This is a genomic window from Clostridium sp. OS1-26 (assembly GCF_030915445.1).
In the GTDB taxonomy this organism is placed as follows: Bacteria; Bacillota; Clostridia; order Clostridiales; family Clostridiaceae; genus Clostridium_AM.
Genome location: NZ_CP133264.1, coordinates 5754733 through 5779764 on the forward strand (window position 1 = coordinate 5754733; position 25032 = coordinate 5779764).

Below are 25032 nucleotides of genomic sequence, written 5' to 3' on the forward strand. Positions count from 1 at the left end.
TAATTCTTCTATTTACCAAAATTTTCGTTAACATAGCTTTTTACTTTACTATCTAGTTGTAATATATCCTCTAAAGTATAGTTTTGCTGTACAGTAAACTTATCCATACATATCTCTAATATATTGCCTATTTGTAAAAATTTAATTCTTTTATTCAAGAACAAATCTACTGCACATTCATTTGCTGCATTTAATATTGCTGGCATTGTTCCACCAGCCTTACCTGCTTCGTATGCAAGCTTTAATGGTTTAAATGTATTCATATCTGGCTTTTCAAAAGTTAAAGTTCCCATTTTGTAGAAATCTAATTTTTCCACTACAGCATTTTTTCTCTTAGGATAATTAAGGGCATATTGTATAGGGAGTTTCATATCTGTGCTACCCATCTGAGCTATTACGCTTCCATCAATATACTCTACCATAGAATGTATTACGCTTTCAGGGTGAACTACAACTTCAATCTGATCGTAATTTATATCAAATAGCCAGTGAGCTTCTATTACTTCAAGACCTTTGTTCATTAAAGTAGCAGAATCTATAGATATCTTTTTACCCATATTCCATCGTGGGTGCTTTAAAGCTTCATCTACTGTAACCTTAGATAGTTCATGCTCTTTTTTACCTCTAAAGGGTCCTCCTGAGGCTGTGAGCAGAATTTTGTTTACTGAAGACTTTTCATTTCCTTGAAGGCACTGGAATATAGCTCCATGTTCTGAATCTACAGGAAGTATTTTAACATCATACTTTTTAGCTTCTGACATAACAAGCTTTCCGCCTGTAACTAGTGTTTCTTTATTTGCTAAAGCTATATCTTTTCCTGACCTAATTGCAGTAATTGTAGGCACTAGCCCTACCATTCCAACTACTGAGGTTACCACTATGTCTACCTCAGACAAACTTGCTATTATATTTAATCCATCCATACCAAATAATACTTTTGTGTTTTTGCTTGTATTGATACAATAATCTTTAACTTCTATGTACGCTTTTTCTTCTGTTAATACAACATAAGGTGGATTAAACTCATTAATTATCTCTATGACTTTTTTACTGCTGCTGTTTGCAGAAATAGCAATAAGTTGAAATCTATCCTTTTCTTTTCTTATAACATCAAGTGTTTGGGTTCCTATAGAACCTGTAGCACCAAGTATTGAAATTTTTCTCATTTAAACATCTCCTAATTCTGATTAGGCACTTGAAAGAAAATAACAAGTCAAAGATGGGACGGGTATTTTGTACCAGACAAGGAGGCAGTTTTCTCAGACAATCGATTCTATCTAAAGATTCTACCGACATAGTATGACTCAAAATAGACTAGCATACTGACCAGTTATTTTTTCGAAGATGCCTTAAACTTTAGTGTCTTGAATTTTCCTTATATAACAATTATATATGATAGAGCTATAAATAAATTGGCAAACACAAAAACTTAATACTATATAAAGAGATAATATAATAAACAGTAGATGAACTTCAAGCCTATTATCCATAAATTTTGTGTTAACAATTTCTCTCTATTAATATCTCCTATTTTTTCTTATAACAGAAATCCTATACTTAAATATAAATTCTATAGCATGATTAACTATAACATATTTATCTTCCAAAATAAAGTAAACAGTTATATTACCTATAAAATATGCAAACAATCTATATGTGTCAGCTTATTTTCTAAAGCATATACTATTACAAATGCCATTAATTAAATTGTTAATCTTATTATTAAATAAATTATTATTGCATAATAATTTATAAATAGGAGAATATAGAAACATCATTACAACTATAAAGAAGAAAGTTTAAAATAATGCCTTTTTATTATAGTAAAAATTATACATATAATCAATAAAATTAAATTATAGCTAACTTTTTTGTAATTTAAATTTACAATACCTCTTAATATTATTGCTTTATAGTATTATATTCAGCTCTATACTTATATATTAATTGCAGTTTCATTATATAAAGAAAGGTAGGTGAATTCATTGACTTAAATAAACTATAAGTCAATGATTTTGAAATTGAATGATAACGCAGAGATAGTAAAAGCATTGCTAGACAAAGGTTATTCCGATGTACAAATTTGTGGCGAAGTTGGTTTAGACTGGGAAGAGTTTTGGAATATTATTGAGTATATAAATGATGCTGAATAGAATTATAAAAAGGAGCAATGAAAAAACTCCTTTTTATAATTCTATTGATTTTGTGAAATATTTTGAGCTTCAACTACGTCTTGCTGTATTTGCTGCACCGGATCTGCAAAAGCGTTATACCATTGTTTATTTACTGCCATATCCGATAGTCTAAAATGTTCATTAATACTATTAGTTAACTCACAGCTAAGAATCTGTCTCAATTGAGGATTTGTAGCTTCAACTGCTGCTTTAGTTAATATTCTTATTCTATTTTTTGATAAAGTGAGCATATCTATAGCTACATCCTTATCATTAGGATTAGGATTACTTCCATTACCAGAAGTATCATCTACTCCAAATAGGTCATCTAACCACGACATATCATTCCACCTCCAACACAAATTATTTTTCCCAGCAAATGCTTAAATATCCATGTGAATAAAGTGAAACCATAAAAAGACCCAAAAGCAATATTAATATAGCTTTCGAGCCTTTTTATGAGTCTAGATATTAAATTCCTATAATGAAAGTTATGTAATAGTATACAACAACAGAGGCAAATAGTATGCTATCAAATCTATCTAATATGCCTCCATGACCTGGAATTAGATTACTGTAGTCTTTAACGCCAATATACCTTTTTATAGATGACGCAGTAAGGTCACCAAATTGGCAGAACACCCCACAAATAGCTCCTATTAAAAAAAAGTGATAAAGAGGTATAGAAACTCCATTAGAATTAATCACATACCCAAATACTCCACAAGCTATAGTGCTTCCAAGCATTCCTCCTATAGATCCTTCTACAGTTTTTTTGGGGCTTACTTTAGGGCATAATTTTCTCTTTCCAAAGGCTTTTCCTGTATAATAAGCTGCAGTATCACAAAGCCATGATGATATAAATATTAACCAAACTAAATAATTCCCATAATTCTTATTATTAACCAAAACAATAAAACTAAAGAACACAGCCACATATAAAAACGCTAATATTGTAATAGATATATCAATAAAATTATATTCAGTATCTAATACAGGGATACACATAATTATAAAAATAGCAATTATTAAAAGAAAAAAAGTCATTCTATAATCAATAGCTTTATTTAACGTTATATAGTAAACTATACATAGTAAATATCCCGCCACAGTTATTGGCTGAATATTTTTAGATTTTACCACCTTGTAGAATTCATACATTCCTAATAGAGACAAAATCATAATACCATATTTTAGGTATATACCACCTAAAAATAGAAATATAATAAAAGGGGCAAGAATTAATGCTCCTATATATCTATTATCCATCTAATCATCTCCTAGCAATAATTTTACTTCACGCCTCCAAATCTTCTATCTCTATTTTGGAAATCATAAATCGCTTTATGCAAATGTTCTTTTTTGAAGTCAGGCCACTTTATATTAGAATACCAAAACTCAGAATAAGCACACTGCCAAAGTAAAAAGTTGCTAAGTCTTTGTTCTCCGCTTGGTCTTATTATTATGTCCGGATCTGGCATTCCTTCTGTATCCAAATGACTTGCTATAGCATTTTCATCTATATCTTCTTCTTTTATTTTTCCATCTTTAATGTCTTCATATATTTTTTTAACAGCACGAATAATTTCATCTCTTCCACCATAGTTTAGTGCTAAGTTCAAAGTTAATCCTGTATTATCTTTTGTATTCTCATTTGCATTTATTAATTCCTGCTGACAAACTTGTGGAAGCTTTGATATATCTCCTATATGATTTATGATAACATTATTTCCATTTAATTCCTTGAATTCATTTCTTAAGTATTGAACTAATAAATTCATAAGAGCATTTACTTCTTCATTGGACCTTTTCCAATTCTCCGTTGAAAATGCATATAATGTTAAGTATTTTATACCTAAACTGCTGCATTCTTTTACAATTTCTCTTATGGCTTCAACTCCTGCTTTATGTCCCATAGTTCTTGGAAGCATTCTTTCCTTCGCCCATCTTCCATTGCCATCCATTATTATAGCAATATGCTGTGGTATATTATCTAAGTCTATATGTATATCTTCACCGGCAGCTTTATTCTCTTTTTTTAAACCGAAAAAATTTAACATATGTACTCTCCATTCATAATTTATATTAAAACCTTCATTTGTTAATAAAAACCTGCGAATTCGCAGGTTTAAAACTCAAATTATATTGACATAATTTCTTTCTCTTTAACTTCAGTCATTTTATCTATTTCTTTGATGAAGTTATCTGTCTTCTTTTGAATATCATCTTCAGCTTTTTTCATTTCGTCTTCTGATACTTCGCTTTCTTTCTTTAAAGCCTTTATTTTCTCATTACAATCTCTTCTTATTCCTCTTATGGCAACCTTTGAATCTTCACCAAACTTCTTTACATTTTTAACTATATTTTTTCTTGTTTCTTCAGTAAGCTCTGGAATAATAAGTCTTATAACTTCACCATCATTTGAAGGATTAATTCCAAGATCTGACTTTAATATAGCTTTTTCAATAGCTTTTATTGAACTTCTATCCCATGGTTGAATTGCAAGTATTCTTGGCTCAGGAACAGATATGTTCGCTAATTGATTTAGTGCTGTCATTGCTCCATAGTATTCAGCCTCTATTCTATCTAGCATTGCTGGAGTGGCTCTTCCTGCCTTCATTGAAGCTAATTCATTCTTTAACACTGATATAGTCTTATTCATTCTTTCATCCGCTGACTTTAAAATGTCTTTAATCATTGAAAATATACCTCCTTATAAATTTATTTTTATTGCTTGGAAACTAAAGTTCCAATGGACTCACCTAATACCGCTTTTTTTATGTTTTCTGGATTATCTAAGCCAAACACTAAAATAGGTATGTTATTGTCCATACATAATGATGTTGCTGTGGAATCCATAACTTGAAGCCCTTTTTCTAGTACTTCAATATAATTTAACTTGTCAAATTTCTTAGCATCACTATATTTGTGAGGATCCCTATCATAAACTCCATCAACTTTCTTAGCAAGAAGTATAACTTCAGCTTCAATTTCAGCAGCTCTTAATGCTGCTGCTGTGTCTGTTGAAAAGTAAGGGTTTCCAGTGCCTGCTCCAAATATTACAACTCTGTTTTTCTCCAAGTGCCTCATTGCTCTTCTTCTAATAAAAGGTTCTGCTACTTCTTTCATTTCTATAGCAGTTTGGACTCTTGTATTAACTCCAATGTTTTCAAGAGAATCTTGAAGCGCTAAAGCATTTATACATGTAGCCATCATACCCATATAGTCCGCAGTAGTTCTATCCATCTCTTCTCCACTTCTGCCTCTCCATATGTTTCCACCTCCAACTACAGCACCTACTTCTACACCCATATCTACTAGTTCTTTTATCTGTACTGCTATCTCTTTAGTAACATCAAAGTCTATCCCATACCCCTTTTCTCCTGCTAGGGCCTCTCCCGATAGCTTTAACATAACTCTCTTGTATTTAGCATTATACATATATTATACCTCCAAATTGTCATAAATTACATATATTAAGCTTTATACCTTAAAAAAAGAGAACACGCAGTGTCCTCTTTTCAGTTACTATTTACCTTGCATCTGCTTTTGAACTTCTTCAGCAAAGTTTTCTTCTTTCTTTTCGATTCCTTCGCCTTTTTCAAATCTTACATAAGCAGCTACTGTTATTGGTGCTCCAACTTCTTTTGATTTTTCCTGAAGGTATTTCTCAATAGTTAGATCTGAATTCTTAACCCAAACCTGTTCAACTAAACAGTTTTCTTTATAGTATTTTTGAACTCTTCCTATAACCATTTTATCAACTATCTTTTCAGGCTTTCCTTCATTTAAAGCTTGAACTCTGTAGATTTCTTTTTCTTTGTCAAGTGATTCATTATCCACAGCATCTCTGTTTAAGAATAGAGGGTTAGTTGCAGCAACTTGCATAGCCACATCTTTAGCAACCTCTTTTAAAACTGAGCTTTCTTTTTCACACTCAACTTTAACAAGAACACCTATTCTTCCACCACCATGGATATAACTTTCGATTGCTCCATTTTCAACAGCTAATTTTTCAAATCTTCTAACTGCCATGTTTTCACCTAATTTTGCAATTAGTGCAGTTACAGCATCTTTAATTGTTATATTTTCATCTGCTATGTACTTTTCTTCAATTAATTCTTCTACAGTTGTAGCTTTTGAATTTGAAGCCTGCTTAGCAACATTGTCAGCTAATTCTACAAAAGCTTCATTAGCTGCAACGAAGTCTGTTTCACAGTTAACTTCTACTATTGAAGCAACTTTTCCATTTTCAGAAATGTATGTTTTTACCAATCCTTCTGCTGCTACTCTTCCAGCCTTTTTAGCCGCAGCTGCTAAACCTTTTTCTCTTAATATTTCTACAGCTTTTTCTGAATCTCCATTAGATTCATTTAAAGCTTTTTTGCAGTCCATCATGCCTGCTCCGGTTCTTTCTCTTAATTCTTTTACCATCTGTGCAGTAATCATAGTAACTTCCTCCTATTCAAACTTAATTTAAAAGGTAAATGAAGAAACATCTTCATCTACCCAATTAAATTATTCAGCTAATTGTTCGCCTTGTCTTCCTTCAATTATAGCATCAGCAATTTTAGCTGTTATTAATTTTACAGCTCTTATTGCATCATCATTTCCAGGTATAACGTAATCAACTTCATCTGGATCACAGTTAGTGTCAACTATAGCTACTACTGGAATTCCAAGAATTTTAGCTTCTGATATAGCATTTTTTTCTTTTCTTGGGTCAACAACAAATAATGCTCCAATGTTGTTTGCATCCATTTCTTTAATTCCGCCTAAGTTCTTTTCTAATTTTTCTTTTTCATTCTTAAGCTTTATAACTTCTTTCTTTGGAAGAACTTCAAAAGTTCCATCTGCTTCCATAGCTTCTAATTCTTCTAATTTTTTTATTCTTGCTTTAATTGTTGTAAAGTTTGTTAGCATTCCACCTAACCATCTATTGTTAACGAAGTGCATTCCTGATCTTACTGATTCTTCTCCAATAGCTTCTTGAGCTTGTTTCTTAGTTCCTACGAAAAGTACATCTTTTCCTTCTTCTGAAACTGATCTTACAAAATCATAAGCTTCTTCAACTTTTTTAACAGTTTTTTGTAAATCGATTATGTAGATTCCATTTCTTTCTGTGAAGATATAAGGAGCCATTTTAGGATTCCATCTTCTTGTTTGATGTCCGAAATGAACACCTGCTTCTAATAATTGTTTCATTGAAATAACTGACATAATATTTTCCCTCCTAGTTTTTCCCTCCACTACCGTCATATCTATAAAATACCTTATTAGGCACCATTTTATAAATTGGGCAGTGTGTGTATTTTTCTACCTTATGTAGTATATCATATGAATTAATGCTATTCAACAACATTTTTAAATTTATATGTATAAATTTAAAAAATATTTTATGCATAAATTTATAATATTAAAGCCTAATGATTATTATTATCTAAATTTTACAAATTTATACTATGAACAGAAAAAATTCACCTTTAATATTCTAAATTAAATCACAGCTTTAAAATAAAAATGGAGAATTATCTAATTCTCCATTTACACTACTTTATTTTCTTTAATTCATCAATTAACTTTTCATTAAGTATTCTTATATGAGTACCTTTCATACCTAATGATCTTGATTCGATAACTCCAGCACTTTCGAATTTTCTTAGTGCATTTACAATTACTGATCTTGTAATACCAACTTTATCCGCTATTTTAGAGGCTACAAGTAATCCTTCGCTTCCATCTAATTCATTAAATATATGTTCTACAGCTTCTAATTCTGAATAAGAAAGAGTACCTATTGCAAGTTGTACAACAGCTTTTTTTCTAGCATCTTCCTCTATTTCATCATGCTTAGCTCTTAATATCTCAAGTCCAATAATCGTAGCACTATATTCTGATAATACTAAATCCTCATCTGTAAACTGCTCATCGAATCTAGCAATTAATAAAGTTCCTAATCTTTCTCTATTACCAATAATCGGAACAATTGTAGTTAACTTATTTTCAATACCACATGATTTGTCTTCATCGAATACACAATCACCTTGATTTGTTAAATTTGAAAGAGTCTCATGAATATTTAATAGCTTATTATTATAATTCTCTGGGAATCTCATCTCATTTAGAACTTTATCTTTAACTGTGTCACATTCAAATCCTGAAGAAAGATTGAAACCTAATATCTTTCCTCTTCTGCTTATTATATAAACATTACAGTTTAGTACCTCGCTTAACAATTTACATATATCATCAAAAACTACTGGTTCAGTTCCTGTCTTCTGCAGTATCTTATTTAACATTCTTGTTTTATTTAATAACGATGACATTTGCACTCCTCCTTAACATTATCTTTTATATGAATAACCCAAATTCACAAATCAAATGGTATTATAAAGTTCACACATTCCTTTTTAATTATTATTGTCAAAAATAAGTAAGATTATTGCACTAACAATTTAGACTTTTTGAAATATTTAGAATTATTTCTTATTCTTTAATTATAATAACATAATAGCAAGTACATTTCAACAGTAATTTTGTAATATTCGACATATTTATTAGTATTTTTTGATATATTTCCTTTATACTTTATTATTGTTAACATTTTCAATGTCATTTACAGAATTATTTATATTTTCTCCCTCTACTTTGTATTCCACATTCTTGCACTCAGCATTCGTGCATTCCAAGTAATTTCCTTTAGACTTGCTATATTTTTTTACCATCATACTGCCGCAAACTGAACACTTTTCTGCTGCTGGTTCAAACCAACTTACAAAGTCACAATCTGGATAATTACTGCATCCATAGAATTTTCTTCCTTTTTTACTCTTTTTCACTAATATTTTCCCACTGCACTTTGGACATTTAACTTCTAACTCTTCTACTAATGGCTTTGTATTTTTACAATCAGGATAACCTGGGCATGCAAGAAAATCACCAAATCTTCCATGTTTAATAACCATATTTCTTCCACACTTCTCACATTGTATATCTGTAACCTTATCTTCTATTGTTATCTTGGCTACTTCTCTTTCCGCTATATCTATGGCATCTTTTAAAGGTGTAAAAAACTGCCCTACAACTTCATTCCAATTTGCATTTCCGTCTTCTACATTATCTAATTTTTCTTCCATTTCAGCTGTAAATTCCGAATCAACTATCTGTTTAAAATACTCACTAAGTATATTATTTACTATATCTCCAAGTTCTGTTGGTTTTAGAGTTTTCTTTTCTCTTTCAATATACTTTCTTTCCAATAATGTGGATATAATAGGAGCATAAGTACTTGGTCTTCCTATACCATTTTCCTCCAATGTCTTAACAAGACTTGCTTCCGAAAATCTAGCAGGTGGTTGAGTAAAATGTTGTTTTCCATCTATAGATTTTTTTATAAGCTTTTCATCTTCGCTTAGCTCAGGTAAATTGATATCCTCTTTTTCCTCATCAGTTGAGTATTCATACACCTTCATAAAACCATCAAATTTAACTATAGATCCACTAGCCTTAAGACCATAGTCTCCATTAGTTATGTTTATTGATGTAACATCCATTATGCATGAAGACATTTGGCTTGCAACAAATCTATTCCAAATTAAAGAATATAATTTATACTGTTCATCCTTTAAGCTTGCTTTGGCAATTTCGGGAGTAATCTCCACATGAGTTGGTCTTATAGCTTCATGAGCATCCTGAGCATTTTTTTTGCCTTTATAGTTTCTTGCTTCTTTAGGAGCATATCCTTCTCCATACTGATTTATTATAAAATTTTTGCAAGATTCTTGCGCTTCTGTGGCTATTCTTACAGAGTCCGTTCTCATATATGTGATAAGACCTACTGTTCCAAACCCTTTTATATCTATACCTTCATACAGTTGTTGTGCAATTGACATAGTTCGTTTTGTTGCAAAATTCATTTTCTTATAAGCATCTTGTTGTAGAGTACTTGTAGTAAAAGGTGGTAAAGGATTTTTATTTTTAGAAGTCCTTTTAATACTCTTTACTATAAATTCTCCATTTTCTAGTTCTTTTATTATTTTATCTACTTCTTCTTTATTGTTAATTTCAATTTTTTTCTTACCTAAGGTAGTAAGTCTGACGTTAAAAGCTTTTTTAGTATCTGCCTTATGAAGTGCACATTCAACTGTCCAATACTCTTTAGGTATAAAGTCTAATATTTCTTTTTCCCTATCACATATCATTCTTAATGCAACAGATTGAACTCTTCCTGCACTTAGCCCCCATTTTACTTTTCTCCAAAGTATAGGACTAATTTTGTAACCAACTAGTCTATCTAAAACTCTTCGAGCTTGTTGAGCATTTACTAAATTAACGTTTATTTCTCTTGGCTCTTTTATAGCACTTTTTATTGCATTTTTGGTAATTTCATGAAATTCTATTCTGCATTTTTCTTCTTCGTTTAGCTTAAGTATATGTGCTAAATGCCATGAAATTGCTTCTCCTTCTCTATCAGGGTCCGTTGCCAAATATACTTTTTCACTTTTCTTAGCTTCTTTTTTTAATTTATCTAATAATTCTCCCTTACCTCTTATAGTTATATATTTAGGATTGTATTCATTATCTATATCAACTCCCAATTGACTTTTAGGAAGATCTCTTACATGTCCCATAGATGCTTCTACTACGTAATTTTTACCTAAATATTTTCCTATGGTTTTTGCCTTTGCTGGTGATTCAACTATAACTAATTTTTGTCCCATTTTGTACTCCGATAAATAATAAATTTCACCGAAGTGTTTGCACCCCCTTATTTTGAAATAGTCGTACTATTATATATTTTCTTTACATTTACTAAATACTATTCTCTATTTAAGCAAATATACCTTATTTTATCCGATGTCTATCGCCACTAACACTCCAGCACACTCTGTGTAAGCGATCATCTCAAAATCAGCCTGAAATCAAAAATCCTGTTTATATCATGGCTCATAATATTAATATTTACGCCTTATCCACATATAATCTAATGTTCACTAAGTTTTTAGATACATTTACCGAGCAAAAGTAATATAGCTAAATTTAAATTTTACTCTACATGTTAAGTTAGTCAGATCTTACTTTCTACTTTTACATAATAGTTTCCTGGAAGACATAATATTTCATCTTCAAGCTGCAATTCAAATAATACCTCATATAATTGTTTTATGTCAATATTTGTTCTTTTAAATATATCATCTACATGTATAGGTTCATTAGTTAAAATATTATAAATTTGTCTTTGCAAGCCGCTTTTCTTCAAGGTATTCGTCTTATTATTTACTCTATACTGAATATTTAAAATTTGAAATAAATCTTCAAAATTTGTAAAAGGATATGCTCCATCTCTAATTAGTTTATTAGTTCCTTTGCTTATCTCTGAAAAAATGGAGCCCGGTACTGCTACTATATCTTTTCCTTGTTCCAGTGCCAATCCTGCTGTAATTAAAGAGCCACTCTTTTCCGCTGCTTCTACAACAATTATCAAATCACTTAAACCACTAATAATCCTATTTCTTATAGGGAAATTGCGGCTGAGTGGCATTGTTCCTGGTAAAAATTCCGAAATTACACATCCATTTTCCAATATATCCTCATATAACTTTTTATTTTCTCTAGGATATACTACATCAACACCTGAGCCTAATACTGCGCAAGTGTAGCCTTTATTTTCCACTGAAGCTCTATGTGCATAAGCATCAATTCCTTTTGCCATTCCACTTATAATATTTATATTATAAGCAGAAATCTCTTTACTTATAATGGTTGCTGCATTTCTGCCATAAATACTACAATTTCTAGCCCCTATAATTCCCACACTTAAATTTTTATTAAGTCTTTCTATGTTACCTTTATAAAACAATACTGCAGGTGCATCTATTTGATTTTTTAATTTATTTGGATATTTATTATTATAAAAATTTATACTATCAATGCCTTTATCTTTAATTACTTTTAGTAAATCTTCTAATGACCTTTTATTCCATGCTTTTTTTAAATAATATTTAATCTTTTCATGCTCCATGTTTATATCTATATTTTTCCCCTCATAATTGCTATAGTACCATATTTCTTCTAAACTATTAAAATTCTCAATTAAACTTAACTTAATTTTATTTGATAAATTTACTGAGCAAAACCATAAATCGTATATGTCCATTTTTTCTCCTTTCTTGAATATGTTATATCATACATATCCAGAAACAATAAGTCAGTATGTCAAATTTGCGACCTACTGCATCAATAAACCCACTGATAGTAAACTATCTCCAAACTCTATTTACTTATCAATCGCAAAGTATGCTATAACTTTTGATTTGTTATCTTTCAGATGCTTAAAATTCTTGTCAGAATTTCCTACTTTTATTCAATTTATTTTATAGATTAAATATACAAAAACAAATATTGTAGTTTTATATTTATTTCTATGTTATATTATTATTTGTTTATTAAAATCAACTTATAGATTTGTAATATTTACTACATGAAGGGAGATTGGATTGTGGAAAAAATAGTTATACTAGGTACTGGATCTGCTATGGTTACTAAATGTTACAATACATGTTTTACCCTGTCTAATGGAGATGAACACTTTCTTGTAGATACAGGTGGGGGAAACACTATACTTTCAAACTTAGAAAAGGCTGATATATCCGTGAGCAAAATTCATAATGTTTTTATATCTCACAGCCATAATGATCACATCACCGGAATAGTATGGATAATCAGAGCTGTTGCTCAACAGATATTAAATGGTAATTATGAAGGTAATTTATATGTTTATTGTCATAAAGAAGTGATCAGTATAATTAGAACAATAAGTAACTTACTACTTCAAAAAAAGTTTATTCAATATATTGATAACAGGATATTCTTCGAAGAAATTTCAGACAATTCTTTTAGAAAAATAATAGATTGGGACACAAGATTCTTTGATATTAAGAGTAATAAACAGCTTCAATTTGGCTTTACTACAAATTTAATTAGTGGAAAAACTCTTACTTTTTTAGGTGATGAACCTTATAATGATAAATTATATAACTACAGCTGTGGCGTAGATTATCTTATCCACGAAGCTTTTTGTTTATATTCACAGAAAGAACTATTTAAGCCTTATGAAAAGTTTCACTCTACAGTAAAGGATGCCTGTGAAAATGCATCAAAATTAAATGTAAAAAATATAATTTTAATTCACACTGAAGATAAAAATTTGCCAAAACGAAAAGAACTTTATTCTGAGGAAGGCAGGCAATTCTTTGATGGAAACATTATCGTACCAAATGATTTAGAAACATTATATTTTTAGTTTTGAAAGGAGGATTTATAATGGATAAGCTGTTATTTGGAATATCTGGTATTCCAATTGGAGATGGTTCACAAAAATTTAATTATATTTCTGCTATTAGTTATTTAAAATCTATAGGCCTTGACGCAATGGAGCTTCCATTTGTACGTTCAGTTAACGTTACTGAAAAAAATAAAGATTTGATATTAGCTGCAAAATTAGAAAATGACTTCTATCTTTCAGCTCATGGTTCTTATTATATCAATTTAAATGCTGACGAAGGAGATAAGCAATCACAATCTATGGAAAGAATACTAAAAGGCAGTGATGGTATTTCAAAGGTTGGTGGGAAAAGTCTAATTTTCCATGCTGGTTATTATTTAAAAGACTCTAAAGAAGAAACATACAATACTATAAAGGAAAATCTTCTTAAACTACCTTATAATGGAGTTGATTATAGATTGGAAACTACAGGAAAAGGGACTCAGTTTGGAAGTCTTGAAGAGCTAGTTTCTATTTGCAAAGAAGTTCCTAGCTGTAAATTATGTATAGACTTTTCTCATATACATGCAAGGTATAACGGAAGCTTAAAAAGCTATGATGATTTTGCTGAAATCCTAAATTACATACAGCAGGAGTTAGGCGAATCAGCATTAAAAGATTTACACATGCATATGTCTGGAATAAATTATAGTATAAAAGGAGAGCGAAATCATCTTCCCTTTCTTGAAAGTGATTTTAACTTTGTTGATTGCTTAAAGGCTTTAAAAGATTTTGATGTAAAAGGATGTATAATCTGCGAGAGTCCTATACTTGAAAATGATGCACTTTTATTAAAAGAAACCTATAAAAAGTTATAATAATTTCTTTTTATATTCAAAAAAAATTTTCAAAATATTCATAGAAATATAACATACTTTTATCCGATGACTACCCGCTCTAATACTCCCCCTTCTCAAAGTGGGAGTAAAGAGTGGCTACGTCCCTGGATAACGATTTCTAAGCATCAGATGGAGTTAAAACTCTATCTGATGCCAAGAACTCTGTTTATCTTATTAAAAGTTGTATTTCATATTAAGTAAAAAAATTATTTAGGCACAGTTCATTTGTGACTGTGCTTAAATAATCTTTTCATTTAAAAATCTTCTATATTGAAGTGCTTCTATAATATCGCTTTCTTGTATAGATTCTCTTCCATTTAAATCAGCTATAGTTCTAGATACTTTTAATATTCTACTGTATGCTCTAGTACTTAGGTTATATTTATCATAAATTTTTTCTATAATTTTATTAGTTTTGCTATTTATCTTGCAGTATTTTCTTATAAGTCTACTATCCATTTGTGAATTACAATATATTTTTTCATTTTTAAACCTACTTTTTTGTATCTTCCTGGCTTTCTCAACTCTTAATCGGATATTTTTTGATGATTCTGCCTTATACTTAGACTTATTTTGAAGTTCATCGTATGAAAAAGTGTTTACAAATGTAAATAAATCTATTCTATCGAGCAGTGGACCTGATAACTTACTTATATATCTTCTTCTTTCGTATTCACTGCAGGTGCACTGTTTCATAGAACCATAAAAGCCGCACTGGCAAGGATTAGTAGAAATAACCGCCATAAAATTACTCGGATAAGTCACCGTTCCAGTCATCCTGCTTATTTTAATATTTCTATCTTCCATAGGCTGTCTTAATACTTCTAAAACGCTTTTTTTAAATTCTAAAACCTCATCTAAAAATAGTACACCATTTTGTGCTAAAGATACCTCTCCTGGCATTAAATTTCTGCCACCACCTACTAAAGCAGTGGTTGTAGTAGTGTGATGAGGGCTTCTAAAAGGTCTTTCGCAAATAAGTCCTCTATCTTTTTCTAAATTCCCCGATACACTATAAATTTTAGTTACCTCTAAGGCCTCATCGTAGCTTAAAGGAGGTAAAATGGTTGGTATTCTTTGTGCTATCATGGTTTTTCCACTTCCTGGCGGACCAATCATAACTATATTATGGTTGCCTGCCGCTGCTACTTCTACAGCCCTTTTACAACTTTCTTGTCCTATTACATCCTCAAAATCTAATCTGTTCTTAATTTTATATTTTTTATTTTTACAATAGTAAGGCATTAAATCTCTATATTTGATATATGAAACTACTTCTTTTAAATTCTCAAACGGGTATATTTGGGCTCCATTAATAATTGAAGATTCTTCAGCATTTTCCATGGGAATAACAAAATTGTTTATATTATTATTTTTGCTTTCTATTCCAATAGGCAATACCCCTTTAACCCCTTTAAGATCGCCATAAAGAGATAATTCTCCAATTATTAAGAAATCATTTGCATCATCAAAACTTATTTGTTCTGTGGCTATTAATATTCCTATAGCAATCGGTAAGTCAAATAGTGATCCTACTTTTTTTACATCTGCTGGAGCAAGGTTTATTATTATTCTCTTTATAGGGAATTCAAATCCTGAGTTTACTATAGCCGCCCTTACCCTTTCTTTTGATTCTTTAACAGACATATCTGCAAGTCCTACAATGTTAAAGCAGGGCAACCCTCTTTCAATGTCAACCTCTACAGATACCATAACACCTTCTATTCCTGTAAAGGTAGCAGCTTTAATTTTTACTGCCATAATATCACCTCTGTTAAAGCTTTGACATTTAAAATAGTTTATATACATAAAATCCATTTTTCTTGTATTCATGAAATTCTGTAGATATCCTATTACTATAAAAATAATCTATAATATGATTTTCCCTTGAGACATATCATATTTACAAATTAAATTAATATTGCTAAAATTAAAACATATTAGTAGTTCATACGCCTATAATAGATTTCTTGACTTTACATAGGATTTTATCTCATTATGAAGCTTAAAATCTTTACCTATTGGCACAACAGCTGCACCTTCTATTCATCCTATATAAGATGAGGTATTAGATTCGGTAGCCATCAGAAAAAATTTAACTAAAATATAGCACTTATCATTAAGGAAATTATTTACATATTGTGTTTAATTCATTAAAATATACATATAAGATATTAATCTTGATGAAAGGAGAGAATTTATGCATTCTTTTAACAAGGATATAGGATCCCTGGGCGAAGAGATTGCTGAAACTTACCTAAGGCAAATTGGCTATACAGTGCTAGATAGAAACTTTAGGTGTAAAATCGGTGAAATAGATATAATAGGAAAGGATGGAGATTATATCTGTTTTATTGAGGTGAAAACTCGATATGGCTCTATATATGGAAGCCCTTGCGAAGCAGTAAATTATTCGAAACAGAGAAGAATTTATAGAACTGCTGAAGCTTATATAATGAAAAAAAAACTTTTTAAGTTTAATTTTAGATTTGATGTTATAGAAATTATATTAAATAATTCTAATAACACTCCGTCCATTAGGCTCATAAAAGATGCTTTCCAAATATAAGTATCTTCTATATTTGTATAAAGCTAAAACAAATAGACTTAGCTTTAACTATAGTTTAAATATTATCATTATATGGAATGTTTTAAAAACACCTTAATATCTATTTTATGCTAACGCAATGAATGACACTTTAAATTTAAAAGTGTCATTCCTAAATTATAAATTCTATACTATATTTCTTAAAAAGCTCATTCTATGTATTTTACATGTACCTAATTTTTTTATTGCCTGAATATGTTCTTCAGTTCCATATCCTGCATTATTCTCAAAGCCATAGTGAGGATACATACCAGAATACTCCCTCATTAAATTATCCCTGTAGACTTTAGCTACTATAGAGGCAGCTGCTATACTAGCACTTCTAGCATCTCCTTTTATTATAAACTCATTATGTATGTTTAAATTTTTAACGGCATATCCATCTGATAATACAATATCCGGAGAAACTTTCAATCCTAAAACCGCTCTCCTGAGAACTTCATTATTACACCATGCTATACCTTTATCATCTATTTCAGCACTATTTAAGACAGCTACATTATAACTTACAGCCTTTTCTTTTATTATATTTGATAATGCTTCCCTATTTTTTGATGAAAGCTTTTTCGAATCCTTTATTCCTAAAATCAAATCATTATCTTCTTTGTAATTTAATTTTAGAACCACGGCAGCTGCAGCTATTGGCCCTGCTAATGGCCCTCTTCCGACCTCATCTACACCAGCTACATATATATACTTTCCGAAGCTTTTGTCAAATTCATACATATCTTTAACTCTAGAAATTTCATTTTCATTTTTTTCAATGAATTTTCCTAGACTTTCAGCTAAACTTACTACATTTTTTCTTGTATCCTTATTAAGACATTCTATAATTTTATATAACTTTTCTTTTCCAACTTCGGAATAATTATTTTTAATGTATGCTGCATAAGTCTTTATATTGTTAAAGTTTAGCTTACCAGCATTCTCAAATAAATCTTCTTCCATTTTACTAATTTCAATTTCATTAGCCACATTTGTATTCATAATTAAGAACTCTCCATTTGCTAAATTAAATACTTGAAAAATAACAAGTAATAGACCCTTAAGGTCTCTCCAATGATATAGCTCCTAGCTTTCCGCCTCTAAACTCATCTAAAAGCATTACTGCTACTCTATTATAGTCTATTTCTCCACCAGATATAACAGCTCCTCTTTTTCTTCCTATATTATTCATATTTTCTACGGCATCTTCACTTAGTTCATTAAGTTTATATCTAGTCATTAATCTATCAGCATAGTCAACTTGAAGCCTTCTAATGAGATTTAGAGCTAATTCTTCTATATCCATAATTTCGTCCTTAATAGCCCCTGTAAATGCTAAATTTAGCTGAGTTTCTTCACTTTCTAATTTTGGCCATAAGATTCCTGGTGTGTCCATCAACTCAATTCCAATTTTTGTTTTGATCCACTGTCTACTTCTCGTAACTCCAGGTCTATCACCTGTTTTAGCTATATTATTCTTAGCCATCTTATTAATGAATGAAGACTTTCCTACATTGGGAATACCTACAACCATTACTCTATCAACTATATTTACAATTCCCTTTGCCTTCATTCTTTCATGTTTTTCCTTTAGAAGGTCATTTAAAAGTGGTTTAATACCTTTTAATCCCTCTCCTGTAATACAATTTACTCCTGAAACTCTTATGTTTTCATTTGAAAGACTTTTAATCCATTCTTTAGTAATAGAACCTTCACTTAGATCACTTTTATTTAATAGTATTATTCTCGGCTTGTTTCCACATATATCATCTACATCTGGATTCTTACTTGATTTAACTATCCTGGCATCCCTAATTTCTATTACTGCATCTACCAGTTTTAAGTTTTCTTTTATTTCCCTTCTAGTCTTCGCCATATGTCCCGGGAACCAATTTATAGCCATTTTATTCTTCCTTTCTAATATCTTAAAGTTTTATAACCCCAAAGTATAAAAGCTCATTTAAAGCCAATTTTCCAAATCTGCTAAATGGATATATTCTCAATGCAGCTCTGCCAACTACCATTTTATAATCAACAAAGCCTACATCTGGGTATCTACTATCTCTACTATTATTTCTATTGTCCCCTAACACAAATACCGTATTCTGAGGAACTGTAACTTCATTAAAATCACGCATATTTTGTTCAAGTATATATGGTTCATCTTTAGGTTTGTCATTTATGTACAACTTATTATTCTCTATTTTGACTCTATCTCCACCTACTGCTATTACTCTTTTAATAAATTTTTCTTTTGGATCAGCAGGATACTTTATTACAACTATATCTCCTGGCTTTGGGGCCTTAAAGTAATAAGTTACCTTTTCTACAATAAGTCTATCCTTATTATTTAGAGTAGGATCCATTGAATGGCCATCGACACTTACAGTTTCAAATACAAATGTTATAATCAAAAAAGCTGCTATTATAGCTATAACTATAGACTTTCCGAGTTCAATTAATTCCTTTACCATAACCATACACCACCTTAATATACAAAAAGGGACTTTATTAAGCCCCGTTTTTACTTTAATATTTCTTTTACTTTTGCTGCCTTACCAACTCTGCTTCTTAAGTAGAATAGTTTAGCTCTTCTTACTTTACCTCTTCTTACTACTTCTATTTTTTCAACTGAAGGAGCATTAACTGGGAAAGTTTTTTCAACTCCAACATTGTAAGCTACTCTTCTTACTGTGAAAGTTTCTCTTAATCCACCATTTTGTCTCTTAAGAACTATTCCTTCGAAGATCTGTACTCTTTCTTTGTTTCCTTCTTTGATTCTTATATGAACCTTTACAGTATCTCCTACGTTGAATGCTGGTAAATCATTTCTAATTTGTTCTGCTTCGATTTGTCTTATTATTTCTAACATTGTGCATTACCTCCTAAATAATATTCGACGTTCTTGCCCAGCTGTTAAGCAAGCAGAGGACCGCCTGTGTAGCACAAAATTCATTTTATCATATAGGAATTTATTTTTCAATATAAAATTTAATTTTTTCCCAATGAATTTTAAAAAAATACATTAATAGTAAAAACTTGTTTAATTATAATGCTTTATTTTGACATTTAGACAATAATTTTTTATCTTCCTCTGATAACTTTAACTTCTTAAATAAATCTGGTCTTTTTTCCTTAGTTATTAAAAGTGATTGAAGGCGTCTCCACTTTCTTATATTTTCATGATGTCCAGATAGTAAAATCTCTGGAACACTTTCCTCCTCAAAACACTCCGGTCTTGTATACTGTGGATATTCAAGTAATCCACTATAAAAAGATTCCTCTGTATAGCTTTCACTGCTGGATAGAACTCCTGGTATAATTCTGCAAATACTATCTACTATAGGTATACAGGCCATTTCTCCTCCAGTAAGTACAAAATCACCTAAGGATATTTCCATATCTATGTATTTATACGTTCTTTCATCAATTCCTTCATAATGTCCACAGATAAATATGAGTTCGCTTTCTTTAGCAAGTTCCTTGGCCATATTCTGGTTAAAAGTTACTCCCCTTGGACCTAAAAAAATAACCTTACCTTTATTACTGTTCTTTACAGTTTTTATGCAGTCTACTATAGGCTGAGAAGCCATAACCATACCAGCCCCTCCGCCATAAGGGTAATCATCAACTTTTTTATGTTTATTAGTTGTGTAATCTCTAATATTAACTGCATTTACCTCTACAATACCTTTTTCTTTAGCCTTACCTATTATACTGTGGTTAAACACTTGAAACATTTCAGGAAATAGCGTTAATATATCTATTTTTACTGCCATGTTTCCACCGGTTTTATTGTTATTTTTTTATTTTCTACATCTATGTTAACCACAATCTCTTTTAAAACAGGAATTAATAGTTCTTTCCCCTCTTTTATCCAGTATACATCATTATTTTTTGTATGTATTACGTCGTAAATTTTCCCATAATCCACGCCATTTTCATCTACTACTGTGCATCCAATTATATCTGTAACAAAATATCTTCCTTCAGGTAGCTTAACAGCATCTTCTCTTGATACTTCTATATATTTCTCTTTATATTTAACAGCATCCTCTATAGAATCTATGCCTTCAATTTTTAGTATAGCCCTATCTACTTGAAGCTTGCACCAAACTACCTGTCTCTCTATCCCATTTATGTATATTTTTTTTAACTTTCTGAATCTCTTTATATCATCAGTTAAAGGGTATACTTTTACTTCTCCATTCAATCCATGCGTATTTATTATTTGTCCAACAGTTATAAACTGTTTCATAAAATCCTTTCCTCCTTTTAGTGGTCACACTGGGTAGTTTTACTCGTTTCCCTTCGGGTACTGGGTAACTTAATATTTTCGCTTCCGCTCACAAGTTACTCGTAAAAATTTATTTAGAACTTTTACCTAGCAAAATTACCCGTTAAAGTCCATTTAGGACTTTAACCTCCTAATCTATTTATTTAAAACTATAATCATATATTGTTGATTTTTACTTATATTATACTTACTTTATATTTAAAACTGCTCATTATTCATTTAAGGCATCTGAAAGAAAATATCAAATCAAAGATGCGACGGATATTTTGTGCCAGACAAAGAAGCAGTTTCCGCAGATAGTGAAACCTATCTAAGGGTTCTGCTGACGCAGTATGGCTCAAAATAGACTAGTATACTTGCTAGTTATTTTTTTGAAGATGCCTAAATGTGCTTAAATATAATAAAAGAGTTAGGTGCACCTAACTCTTTATATTATCTCAACAACAACCCTTTTATTTTCTTTTATAGCTGCTGCTTTAACAACAGTTCTTATAGCTTTAGCTATTCTTCCCTGTTTTCCAATTACTTTTCCCATATCATCTGGTGCAACTTTAAGTTCAAGAATTATTGATTGCTCACCAGCAATTTCGTTAACCTGAACCATTTCTGGGTTATCAACTAATGATTTAGCTATAATTTCAACTAATTCTCTCATTTAATACCCCTCCAGTTACTACTTATTTAATCCAGCTCTTACGAAAAGCTTTTTAACGATCTCAGTTGGTTGTGCACCATTCTTTAACCATTGTGCAGCTTTTTCTTCATCTACTTTTATAGTAGCTGGTTCAGTTATTGGATTGTAATAACCTATTTCTTCTACAAATCTACCATCTCTTGGAGATCTTGAATCTGCTACAACTATTCTATAAAATGGAGCTTTTTTAGCACCCATTCTTCTTAATCTTATCTTTACTGCCATTAATTTCACCTCCTTTTAAGGATATATAAATCTATATTTTTTAAATTAACTTATTTATTTCAGCCTTTAAAAAGGCATTTTACCAAAGAGACCTTTTTTAAATCCTTTTGCATTCCCTTCATTTGCTTCATCATTTTCTTCATATTCTCAAAGTCTTTTAGAAGCTTGTTAACTTGTTGTATAGTAGTACCTGAGCCTACAGCTATTCTCTTTTTTCTTGAAGGAGAACTACTTATTAAAGAAGGATTTCTTCTTTCCTTTATAGTCATTGAATTAATTATAGCTTCTATTTTAGCTAATTCCTTTTCACTTCCACTAAGATCTACATTTTGAAGTTCCTTAGTGTTTGCCCCTGGCATCATCTCAATTAACTTATTCAAAGGTCCTAACTTTTTCATTTGCTGCATTGAAGATAGGAAATCTTCTAGATTAAATTCTTGACTCATCATACGATTTCCTAATTTTTTAGCTTCTTCCTCATCTATAGACTGTTGAGCTTTCTCTATAAGTGATAATACATCACCCATTCCTAATATTCTAGATGCCATTCTATCTGGATAGAACACCTCGAAATCGCTCATTTTTTCTCCAACACCTATAAACTTAATAGGTTTTCCAGTCATAGCTTTTATTGATAAGGCAGCTCCACCTCTTGTATCTCCATCTAGTTTTGTCAATATTACACCAGTTAGATCTAATTGATCATTAAAACTATTGGCAACATTTACTGCATCTTGCCCTGTCATGGAGTCAACAACTAATAATATTTCACTAGGATTTATGTTTTCTTTTATATCTTTTAATTCATTCATTAATTCTTCATCTATATGAAGTCTACCTGCTGTGTCTATTATAACAACATTCAAGCTATTGTTTTTCGCATATTCCAATGCACCCTTTGATATATCTACTGGTGTAACTTTATCTCCCATGGTAAATACTGGTACATCTATTTGTTTTCCTACTACTTGAAGCTGTTTTATGGCTGCAGGCCTATATATGTCACAAGCTACGAGAAGCGGCTTTTTATTTTTCTTTCTAAGTTGAAGAGCAAGTTTTCCTGCCATTGTAGTTTTACCTGCCCCCTGAAGGCCTACTAACATTATGATAGTGGTTCCACTTGAAGAAAATTGAATTCCACTTTCACTACTTCCCATTAAATCTTTAAGCTCTTCATTAACTATTTTTATAACATGCTGACCCGGAGTCAAACTTTGGAAAACTTCTTCTCCAAGGCACTTTTCACTTACACTCTTTACGAAGTCTTTAACAACCTTATAATTAACGTCTGCTTCTAGAAGCGCTAATTTTACTTCTCGCATAGCGTCTTTTATATCTTTTTCAGAAAGCTTACCTTTGCCTCTAAGTTTTTTTAAGGTTTCCTGAAGCTTAGAAGCCAATCCTTCAAAAGCCATGCTATTCCTCCTAAATATTGTCAATTATATATTTTTTCATTTCATCTAATAACCTAGAATTCTCATTATTTTTTGTGTTTAATAAATCTATTGAATTTAAAAGAAATACCTTAACCTCTTCCATTTTTAGCTTTTGTTTCATCAATTCCAGCTTTTCTTCATACTGTAATAAAAGCTTATGACATCTTTTAATGACGTCATGTACTGCCTGTCTGCTGGTATTTGTTAATTCTGATATTTCAGCTAAAGATAAGTCATCATTGTAATATAGTTCCATTATATTTTTTTGTTTTTCTGTTAAAAGCTCACCATACAAATCTAATAGTATAGAGAGTTGAATTCTTTCTTCCATGAAGCACTATGCAATCATATAAATTGCAATTTCACTCCTTTAAATTTATTAAAACATTTAAAAATGTTTTACTCAACGAAATATATAATATCAAAGATTATATGTGCTGTCAAGTATTTTTACTTAACAGAGTAAAAATATTATTTAAGCTTATGGTATCTTCAAAAATAGCTAGAACAAAGCCTCTGCAAATTCCTTTGGATTGAATTCTTGCAGGTCCTCTATACTTTCTCCTACACCTATTAATTTTACAGGTATATTTAAACTGTGCTTTATAGATATTACAATACCACCTTTTGCAGTTCCATCAAGTTTTGTAAGAACTATTCCATCAATAGGACAAACCTCCATAAACTGTCTTGCCTGTTGAACTGCATTTTGACCAGTTGTGGCATCTAGTACTAATAAAGTTTGTTTGTCTGCTTCACCAAACTCCCTGTCAATTATTCTATTTATTTTTCCAAGTTCATCCATAAGATTTTTCTTGTTATGTAATCTTCCTGCTGTATCGCAAATAAGTACATCAGTTTTTCTTGCTTTAGCTGCCTGTACTGCATCAAAAACCACTGCTGCAGGGTCTGAACCTTCTTGATGCTTTATAATATCCACTCCTGCTCTTTTACTCCAAACTTCAAGTTGGTCTATAGCCGCAGCTCTGAATGTATCTGCTGCTGCCATTAGTACTTTATATCCTCCATCTTTCAGTTTTGAAGATATTTTACCAATAGAAGTGGTTTTACCAACACCATTTACCCCAATAACAAGAACAACTGCTGGAGTCTTATCTGGTTTTATAGTTCCATTTTCTTCTCCCAATATATCTACAATGACTTCCTTTAGGTATCCTTTAACAAGAGCCGGGTCTTTAACTTTGTTTTCTCTTATTTTTTCTTTTAGTTTTTCTATGATATGAAGACTTGTATCAACACCTATATCTGCGGTGATAAGTATCTCCTCTAGTTCTTCATATAATTCCTCGTCTATGGTCATAGCCCCACTTAATATGTCAGTTATCTTTTCTGTGAGATTATTTTTTGTCTTTGAGAGACCATCTTTTAATTTTTCAAAAAATCCACCGAACATTTTATATGCCTCCTAATCTACTATTAAGTTTTCTTGT

At 30.7% G+C, this 25032-nt stretch carries 26 protein-coding genes and 1 pseudogene; 4 read left to right on the plus strand and 23 right to left on the minus strand.

What is annotated here, in order from left to right:
* Positions 1-8: 8 nt before the first annotated feature.
* The gene (locus RCG18_RS28295) at positions 9-1166 is read right to left on the minus strand and encodes a 1-deoxy-D-xylulose-5-phosphate reductoisomerase (RefSeq protein ID WP_308039306.1); all 1158 of its coding nucleotides are present in this window, start codon (positions 1164-1166) and stop codon (positions 9-11) included.
* Between the two features lie 843 nt (positions 1167-2009).
* Here RCG18_RS28295 and RCG18_RS28300 point away from each other — a divergent pair.
* Positions 2010-2153, plus strand: a complete 144-nt coding sequence (locus tag RCG18_RS28300; RefSeq protein WP_308039307.1) for a hypothetical protein — start codon at positions 2010-2012, stop codon at positions 2151-2153.
* 41 nt (positions 2154-2194) lie between these two features.
* Here the strand turns inward: RCG18_RS28300 and RCG18_RS28305 are convergent, their stop codons facing one another.
* The 10 genes from RCG18_RS28305 to dprA form a co-directional block, all read right to left on the minus strand.
* On the minus strand, positions 2195-2515 hold the full coding sequence (locus RCG18_RS28305) for a spore coat protein (RefSeq protein ID WP_308039308.1): 321 nt from the start codon (positions 2513-2515) through the stop codon (positions 2195-2197).
* 130 nt (positions 2516-2645) lie between these two features.
* Positions 2646-3443, minus strand: coding sequence for a phosphatidate cytidylyltransferase (locus RCG18_RS28310; protein WP_308039309.1), 798 nt, complete (start codon positions 3441-3443; stop codon positions 2646-2648).
* A gap of 23 nt (positions 3444-3466) precedes the next feature.
* Positions 3467-4234: an isoprenyl transferase gene (locus RCG18_RS28315; RefSeq protein ID WP_308039311.1), complete on the minus strand. Its 768-nt coding sequence runs from the start codon at positions 4232-4234 to the stop codon at positions 3467-3469.
* An 80-nt stretch (positions 4235-4314) separates the two neighbouring features.
* A complete protein-coding gene (gene frr, locus RCG18_RS28320; protein ID WP_308039312.1) occupies positions 4315-4872 on the minus strand; it encodes a ribosome recycling factor in 558 nt (185 codons plus the stop codon).
* 29 nt (positions 4873-4901) lie between these two features.
* The gene (gene pyrH / locus RCG18_RS28325; RefSeq protein ID WP_308039313.1) at positions 4902-5615 is read right to left on the minus strand and encodes a UMP kinase; all 714 of its coding nucleotides are present in this window, start codon (positions 5613-5615) and stop codon (positions 4902-4904) included.
* A gap of 87 nt (positions 5616-5702) precedes the next feature.
* Entirely contained in the window at positions 5703-6623 is a 921-nt protein-coding gene (tsf, locus tag RCG18_RS28330) for a translation elongation factor Ts (RefSeq protein ID WP_308039314.1), read from the minus strand.
* 69 nt (positions 6624-6692) lie between these two features.
* Entirely contained in the window at positions 6693-7394 is a 702-nt protein-coding gene (gene rpsB, locus RCG18_RS28335; protein ID WP_308039315.1) for a 30S ribosomal protein S2, read from the minus strand.
* A 329-nt stretch (positions 7395-7723) separates the two neighbouring features.
* Positions 7724-8500 (minus strand): GTP-sensing pleiotropic transcriptional regulator CodY, encoded by a 777-nt coding sequence (gene codY, locus RCG18_RS28340; protein ID WP_308039316.1) that lies wholly within the window; start codon positions 8498-8500, stop codon positions 7724-7726.
* Between the two features lie 255 nt (positions 8501-8755).
* A complete protein-coding gene (gene topA, locus RCG18_RS28345) occupies positions 8756-10894 on the minus strand; it encodes a type I DNA topoisomerase (protein WP_308039317.1) in 2139 nt (712 codons plus the stop codon).
* Positions 10895-11241: 347 nt separating this feature from the next.
* Positions 11242-12330 (minus strand): DNA-processing protein DprA, encoded by a 1089-nt coding sequence (gene dprA / locus RCG18_RS28350; RefSeq protein WP_308039318.1) that lies wholly within the window; start codon positions 12328-12330, stop codon positions 11242-11244.
* A gap of 342 nt (positions 12331-12672) precedes the next feature.
* Between dprA and RCG18_RS28355 the strand changes: the two genes are divergently transcribed.
* Positions 12673-13476 carry an MBL fold metallo-hydrolase gene (locus RCG18_RS28355; protein ID WP_308039319.1) on the plus strand — a complete coding sequence of 268 codons (804 nt, stop codon included), beginning with the start codon at positions 12673-12675 and terminating at the stop codon, positions 13474-13476.
* Positions 13477-13496: 20 nt separating this feature from the next.
* A complete protein-coding gene (locus RCG18_RS28360) occupies positions 13497-14315 on the plus strand; it encodes a TIM barrel protein (RefSeq protein WP_308039320.1) in 819 nt (272 codons plus the stop codon).
* Positions 14316-14573: 258 nt separating this feature from the next.
* Here the strand turns inward: RCG18_RS28360 and RCG18_RS28365 are convergent, their stop codons facing one another.
* On the minus strand, positions 14574-16097 hold the full coding sequence (locus tag RCG18_RS28365; protein ID WP_308039321.1) for a YifB family Mg chelatase-like AAA ATPase: 1524 nt from the start codon (positions 16095-16097) through the stop codon (positions 14574-14576).
* A 439-nt stretch (positions 16098-16536) separates the two neighbouring features.
* Here RCG18_RS28365 and RCG18_RS28370 point away from each other — a divergent pair, with 439 nt between their 5' ends.
* Positions 16537-16905 carry a YraN family protein gene (locus RCG18_RS28370; protein ID WP_308039322.1) on the plus strand — a complete coding sequence of 123 codons (369 nt, stop codon included), beginning with the start codon at positions 16537-16539 and terminating at the stop codon, positions 16903-16905.
* A 165-nt stretch (positions 16906-17070) separates the two neighbouring features.
* On the opposite strand, the gene RCG18_RS28375 is transcribed toward RCG18_RS28370, so the two are convergent.
* The 11 genes and pseudogenes from RCG18_RS28375 to ftsY form a co-directional block, all read right to left on the minus strand.
* On the minus strand, positions 17071-17931 hold the full coding sequence (locus RCG18_RS28375; protein ID WP_374119002.1) for a ribonuclease HII: 861 nt from the start codon (positions 17929-17931) through the stop codon (positions 17071-17073).
* Positions 17932-17989: 58 nt separating this feature from the next.
* Entirely contained in the window at positions 17990-18832 is an 843-nt protein-coding gene (ylqF, locus tag RCG18_RS28380) for a ribosome biogenesis GTPase YlqF (protein ID WP_308039323.1), read from the minus strand.
* A 22-nt stretch (positions 18833-18854) separates the two neighbouring features.
* Complete coding sequence (gene lepB, locus RCG18_RS28385; protein WP_308039324.1) at positions 18855-19403, minus strand: signal peptidase I; 549 nt, start codon at positions 19401-19403, stop codon at positions 18855-18857.
* A 50-nt stretch (positions 19404-19453) separates the two neighbouring features.
* Complete coding sequence (gene rplS / locus RCG18_RS28390) at positions 19454-19801, minus strand: 50S ribosomal protein L19 (RefSeq protein WP_178910772.1); 348 nt, start codon at positions 19799-19801, stop codon at positions 19454-19456.
* 175 nt (positions 19802-19976) lie between these two features.
* Positions 19977-20708, minus strand: coding sequence for a tRNA (guanosine(37)-N1)-methyltransferase TrmD (gene trmD, locus RCG18_RS28395; RefSeq protein WP_308039325.1), 732 nt, complete (start codon positions 20706-20708; stop codon positions 19977-19979).
* Complete coding sequence (rimM, locus tag RCG18_RS28400; RefSeq protein WP_308039326.1) at positions 20699-21187, minus strand: ribosome maturation factor RimM; 489 nt, start codon at positions 21185-21187, stop codon at positions 20699-20701. The genes trmD and rimM overlap by 10 nt, the downstream gene beginning before the upstream one ends.
* 466 nt (positions 21188-21653) lie before the next feature.
* Entirely contained in the window at positions 21654-21881 is a 228-nt protein-coding gene (locus RCG18_RS28405) for a KH domain-containing protein (RefSeq protein WP_178910769.1), read from the minus strand.
* An 18-nt stretch (positions 21882-21899) separates the two neighbouring features.
* Positions 21900-22145: a 30S ribosomal protein S16 gene (gene rpsP / locus RCG18_RS28410; RefSeq protein ID WP_308039327.1), complete on the minus strand. Its 246-nt coding sequence runs from the start codon at positions 22143-22145 to the stop codon at positions 21900-21902.
* 66 nt (positions 22146-22211) lie between these two features.
* Positions 22212-23560, minus strand: a pseudogene (gene ffh / locus RCG18_RS28415) (signal recognition particle protein).
* Positions 23561-23570: 10 nt separating this feature from the next.
* Complete coding sequence (locus RCG18_RS28420) at positions 23571-23912, minus strand: putative DNA-binding protein (RefSeq protein WP_308039328.1); 342 nt, start codon at positions 23910-23912, stop codon at positions 23571-23573.
* Between the two features lie 171 nt (positions 23913-24083).
* Positions 24084-24995, minus strand: a complete 912-nt coding sequence (ftsY, locus tag RCG18_RS28425; protein WP_308039329.1) for a signal recognition particle-docking protein FtsY — start codon at positions 24993-24995, stop codon at positions 24084-24086.
* Between the last annotated feature and the right edge of the window lie 37 nt (positions 24996-25032).

Excerpts from the sequence above, each read along its gene's own strand:
- rpsB (WP_308039315.1), bottom strand. The coding sequence starts at position 7,394 with ATGTCAGTTATTTCAATGAAACAATTATTAGAAGCAGGTGTTCATTTC.
- tsf (WP_308039314.1), bottom strand. The coding sequence starts at position 6,623 with ATGATTACTGCACAGATGGTAAAAGAATTAAGAGAAAGAACCGGAGCA.
- trmD (WP_308039325.1), bottom strand. The coding sequence starts at position 20,708 with ATGGCAGTAAAAATAGATATATTAACGCTATTTCCTGAAATGTTTCAA.
- frr (WP_308039312.1), bottom strand. The coding sequence starts at position 4,872 with ATGATTAAAGACATTTTAAAGTCAGCGGATGAAAGAATGAATAAGACT.
- dprA (WP_308039318.1), bottom strand. The coding sequence starts at position 12,330 with ATGGACATATACGATTTATGGTTTTGCTCAGTAAATTTATCAAATAAA.
- RCG18_RS28375 (WP_374119002.1), bottom strand. The coding sequence starts at position 17,931 with ATGAATACAAATGTGGCTAATGAAATTGAAATTAGTAAAATGGAAGAA.
- codY (WP_308039316.1), bottom strand. The coding sequence starts at position 8,500 with ATGTCATCGTTATTAAATAAAACAAGAATGTTAAATAAGATACTGCAG.
- RCG18_RS28315 (WP_308039311.1), bottom strand. The coding sequence starts at position 4,234 with ATGTTAAATTTTTTCGGTTTAAAAAAAGAGAATAAAGCTGCCGGTGAA.
- RCG18_RS28405 (WP_178910769.1), bottom strand. The coding sequence starts at position 21,881 with ATGAGAGAATTAGTTGAAATTATAGCTAAATCATTAGTTGATAACCCA.
- topA (WP_308039317.1), bottom strand. The coding sequence starts at position 10,894 with ATGGGACAAAAATTAGTTATAGTTGAATCACCAGCAAAGGCAAAAACC.
- RCG18_RS28305 (WP_308039308.1), bottom strand. The coding sequence starts at position 2,515 with ATGTCGTGGTTAGATGACCTATTTGGAGTAGATGATACTTCTGGTAAT.
- pyrH (WP_308039313.1), bottom strand. The coding sequence starts at position 5,615 with ATGTATAATGCTAAATACAAGAGAGTTATGTTAAAGCTATCGGGAGAG.
- RCG18_RS28420 (WP_308039328.1), bottom strand. The coding sequence starts at position 23,912 with ATGGAAGAAAGAATTCAACTCTCTATACTATTAGATTTGTATGGTGAG.
- RCG18_RS28295 (WP_308039306.1), bottom strand. The coding sequence starts at position 1,166 with ATGAGAAAAATTTCAATACTTGGTGCTACAGGTTCTATAGGAACCCAA.
- rimM (WP_308039326.1), bottom strand. The coding sequence starts at position 21,187 with ATGAAACAGTTTATAACTGTTGGACAAATAATAAATACGCATGGATTG.
- RCG18_RS28300 (WP_308039307.1), top strand. The coding sequence starts at position 2,010 with ATGATTTTGAAATTGAATGATAACGCAGAGATAGTAAAAGCATTGCTA.
- RCG18_RS28310 (WP_308039309.1), bottom strand. The coding sequence starts at position 3,443 with ATGGATAATAGATATATAGGAGCATTAATTCTTGCCCCTTTTATTATA.
- RCG18_RS28370 (WP_308039322.1), top strand. The coding sequence starts at position 16,537 with ATGCATTCTTTTAACAAGGATATAGGATCCCTGGGCGAAGAGATTGCT.
- ylqF (WP_308039323.1), bottom strand. The coding sequence starts at position 18,832 with ATGGCTATAAATTGGTTCCCGGGACATATGGCGAAGACTAGAAGGGAA.
- RCG18_RS28365 (WP_308039321.1), bottom strand. The coding sequence starts at position 16,097 with ATGGCAGTAAAAATTAAAGCTGCTACCTTTACAGGAATAGAAGGTGTT.
- rplS (WP_178910772.1), bottom strand. The coding sequence starts at position 19,801 with ATGTTAGAAATAATAAGACAAATCGAAGCAGAACAAATTAGAAATGAT.
- ftsY (WP_308039329.1), bottom strand. The coding sequence starts at position 24,995 with ATGTTCGGTGGATTTTTTGAAAAATTAAAAGATGGTCTCTCAAAGACA.
- RCG18_RS28360 (WP_308039320.1), top strand. The coding sequence starts at position 13,497 with ATGGATAAGCTGTTATTTGGAATATCTGGTATTCCAATTGGAGATGGT.
- rpsP (WP_308039327.1), bottom strand. The coding sequence starts at position 22,145 with ATGGCAGTAAAGATAAGATTAAGAAGAATGGGTGCTAAAAAAGCTCCA.
- lepB (WP_308039324.1), bottom strand. The coding sequence starts at position 19,403 with ATGGTAAAGGAATTAATTGAACTCGGAAAGTCTATAGTTATAGCTATA.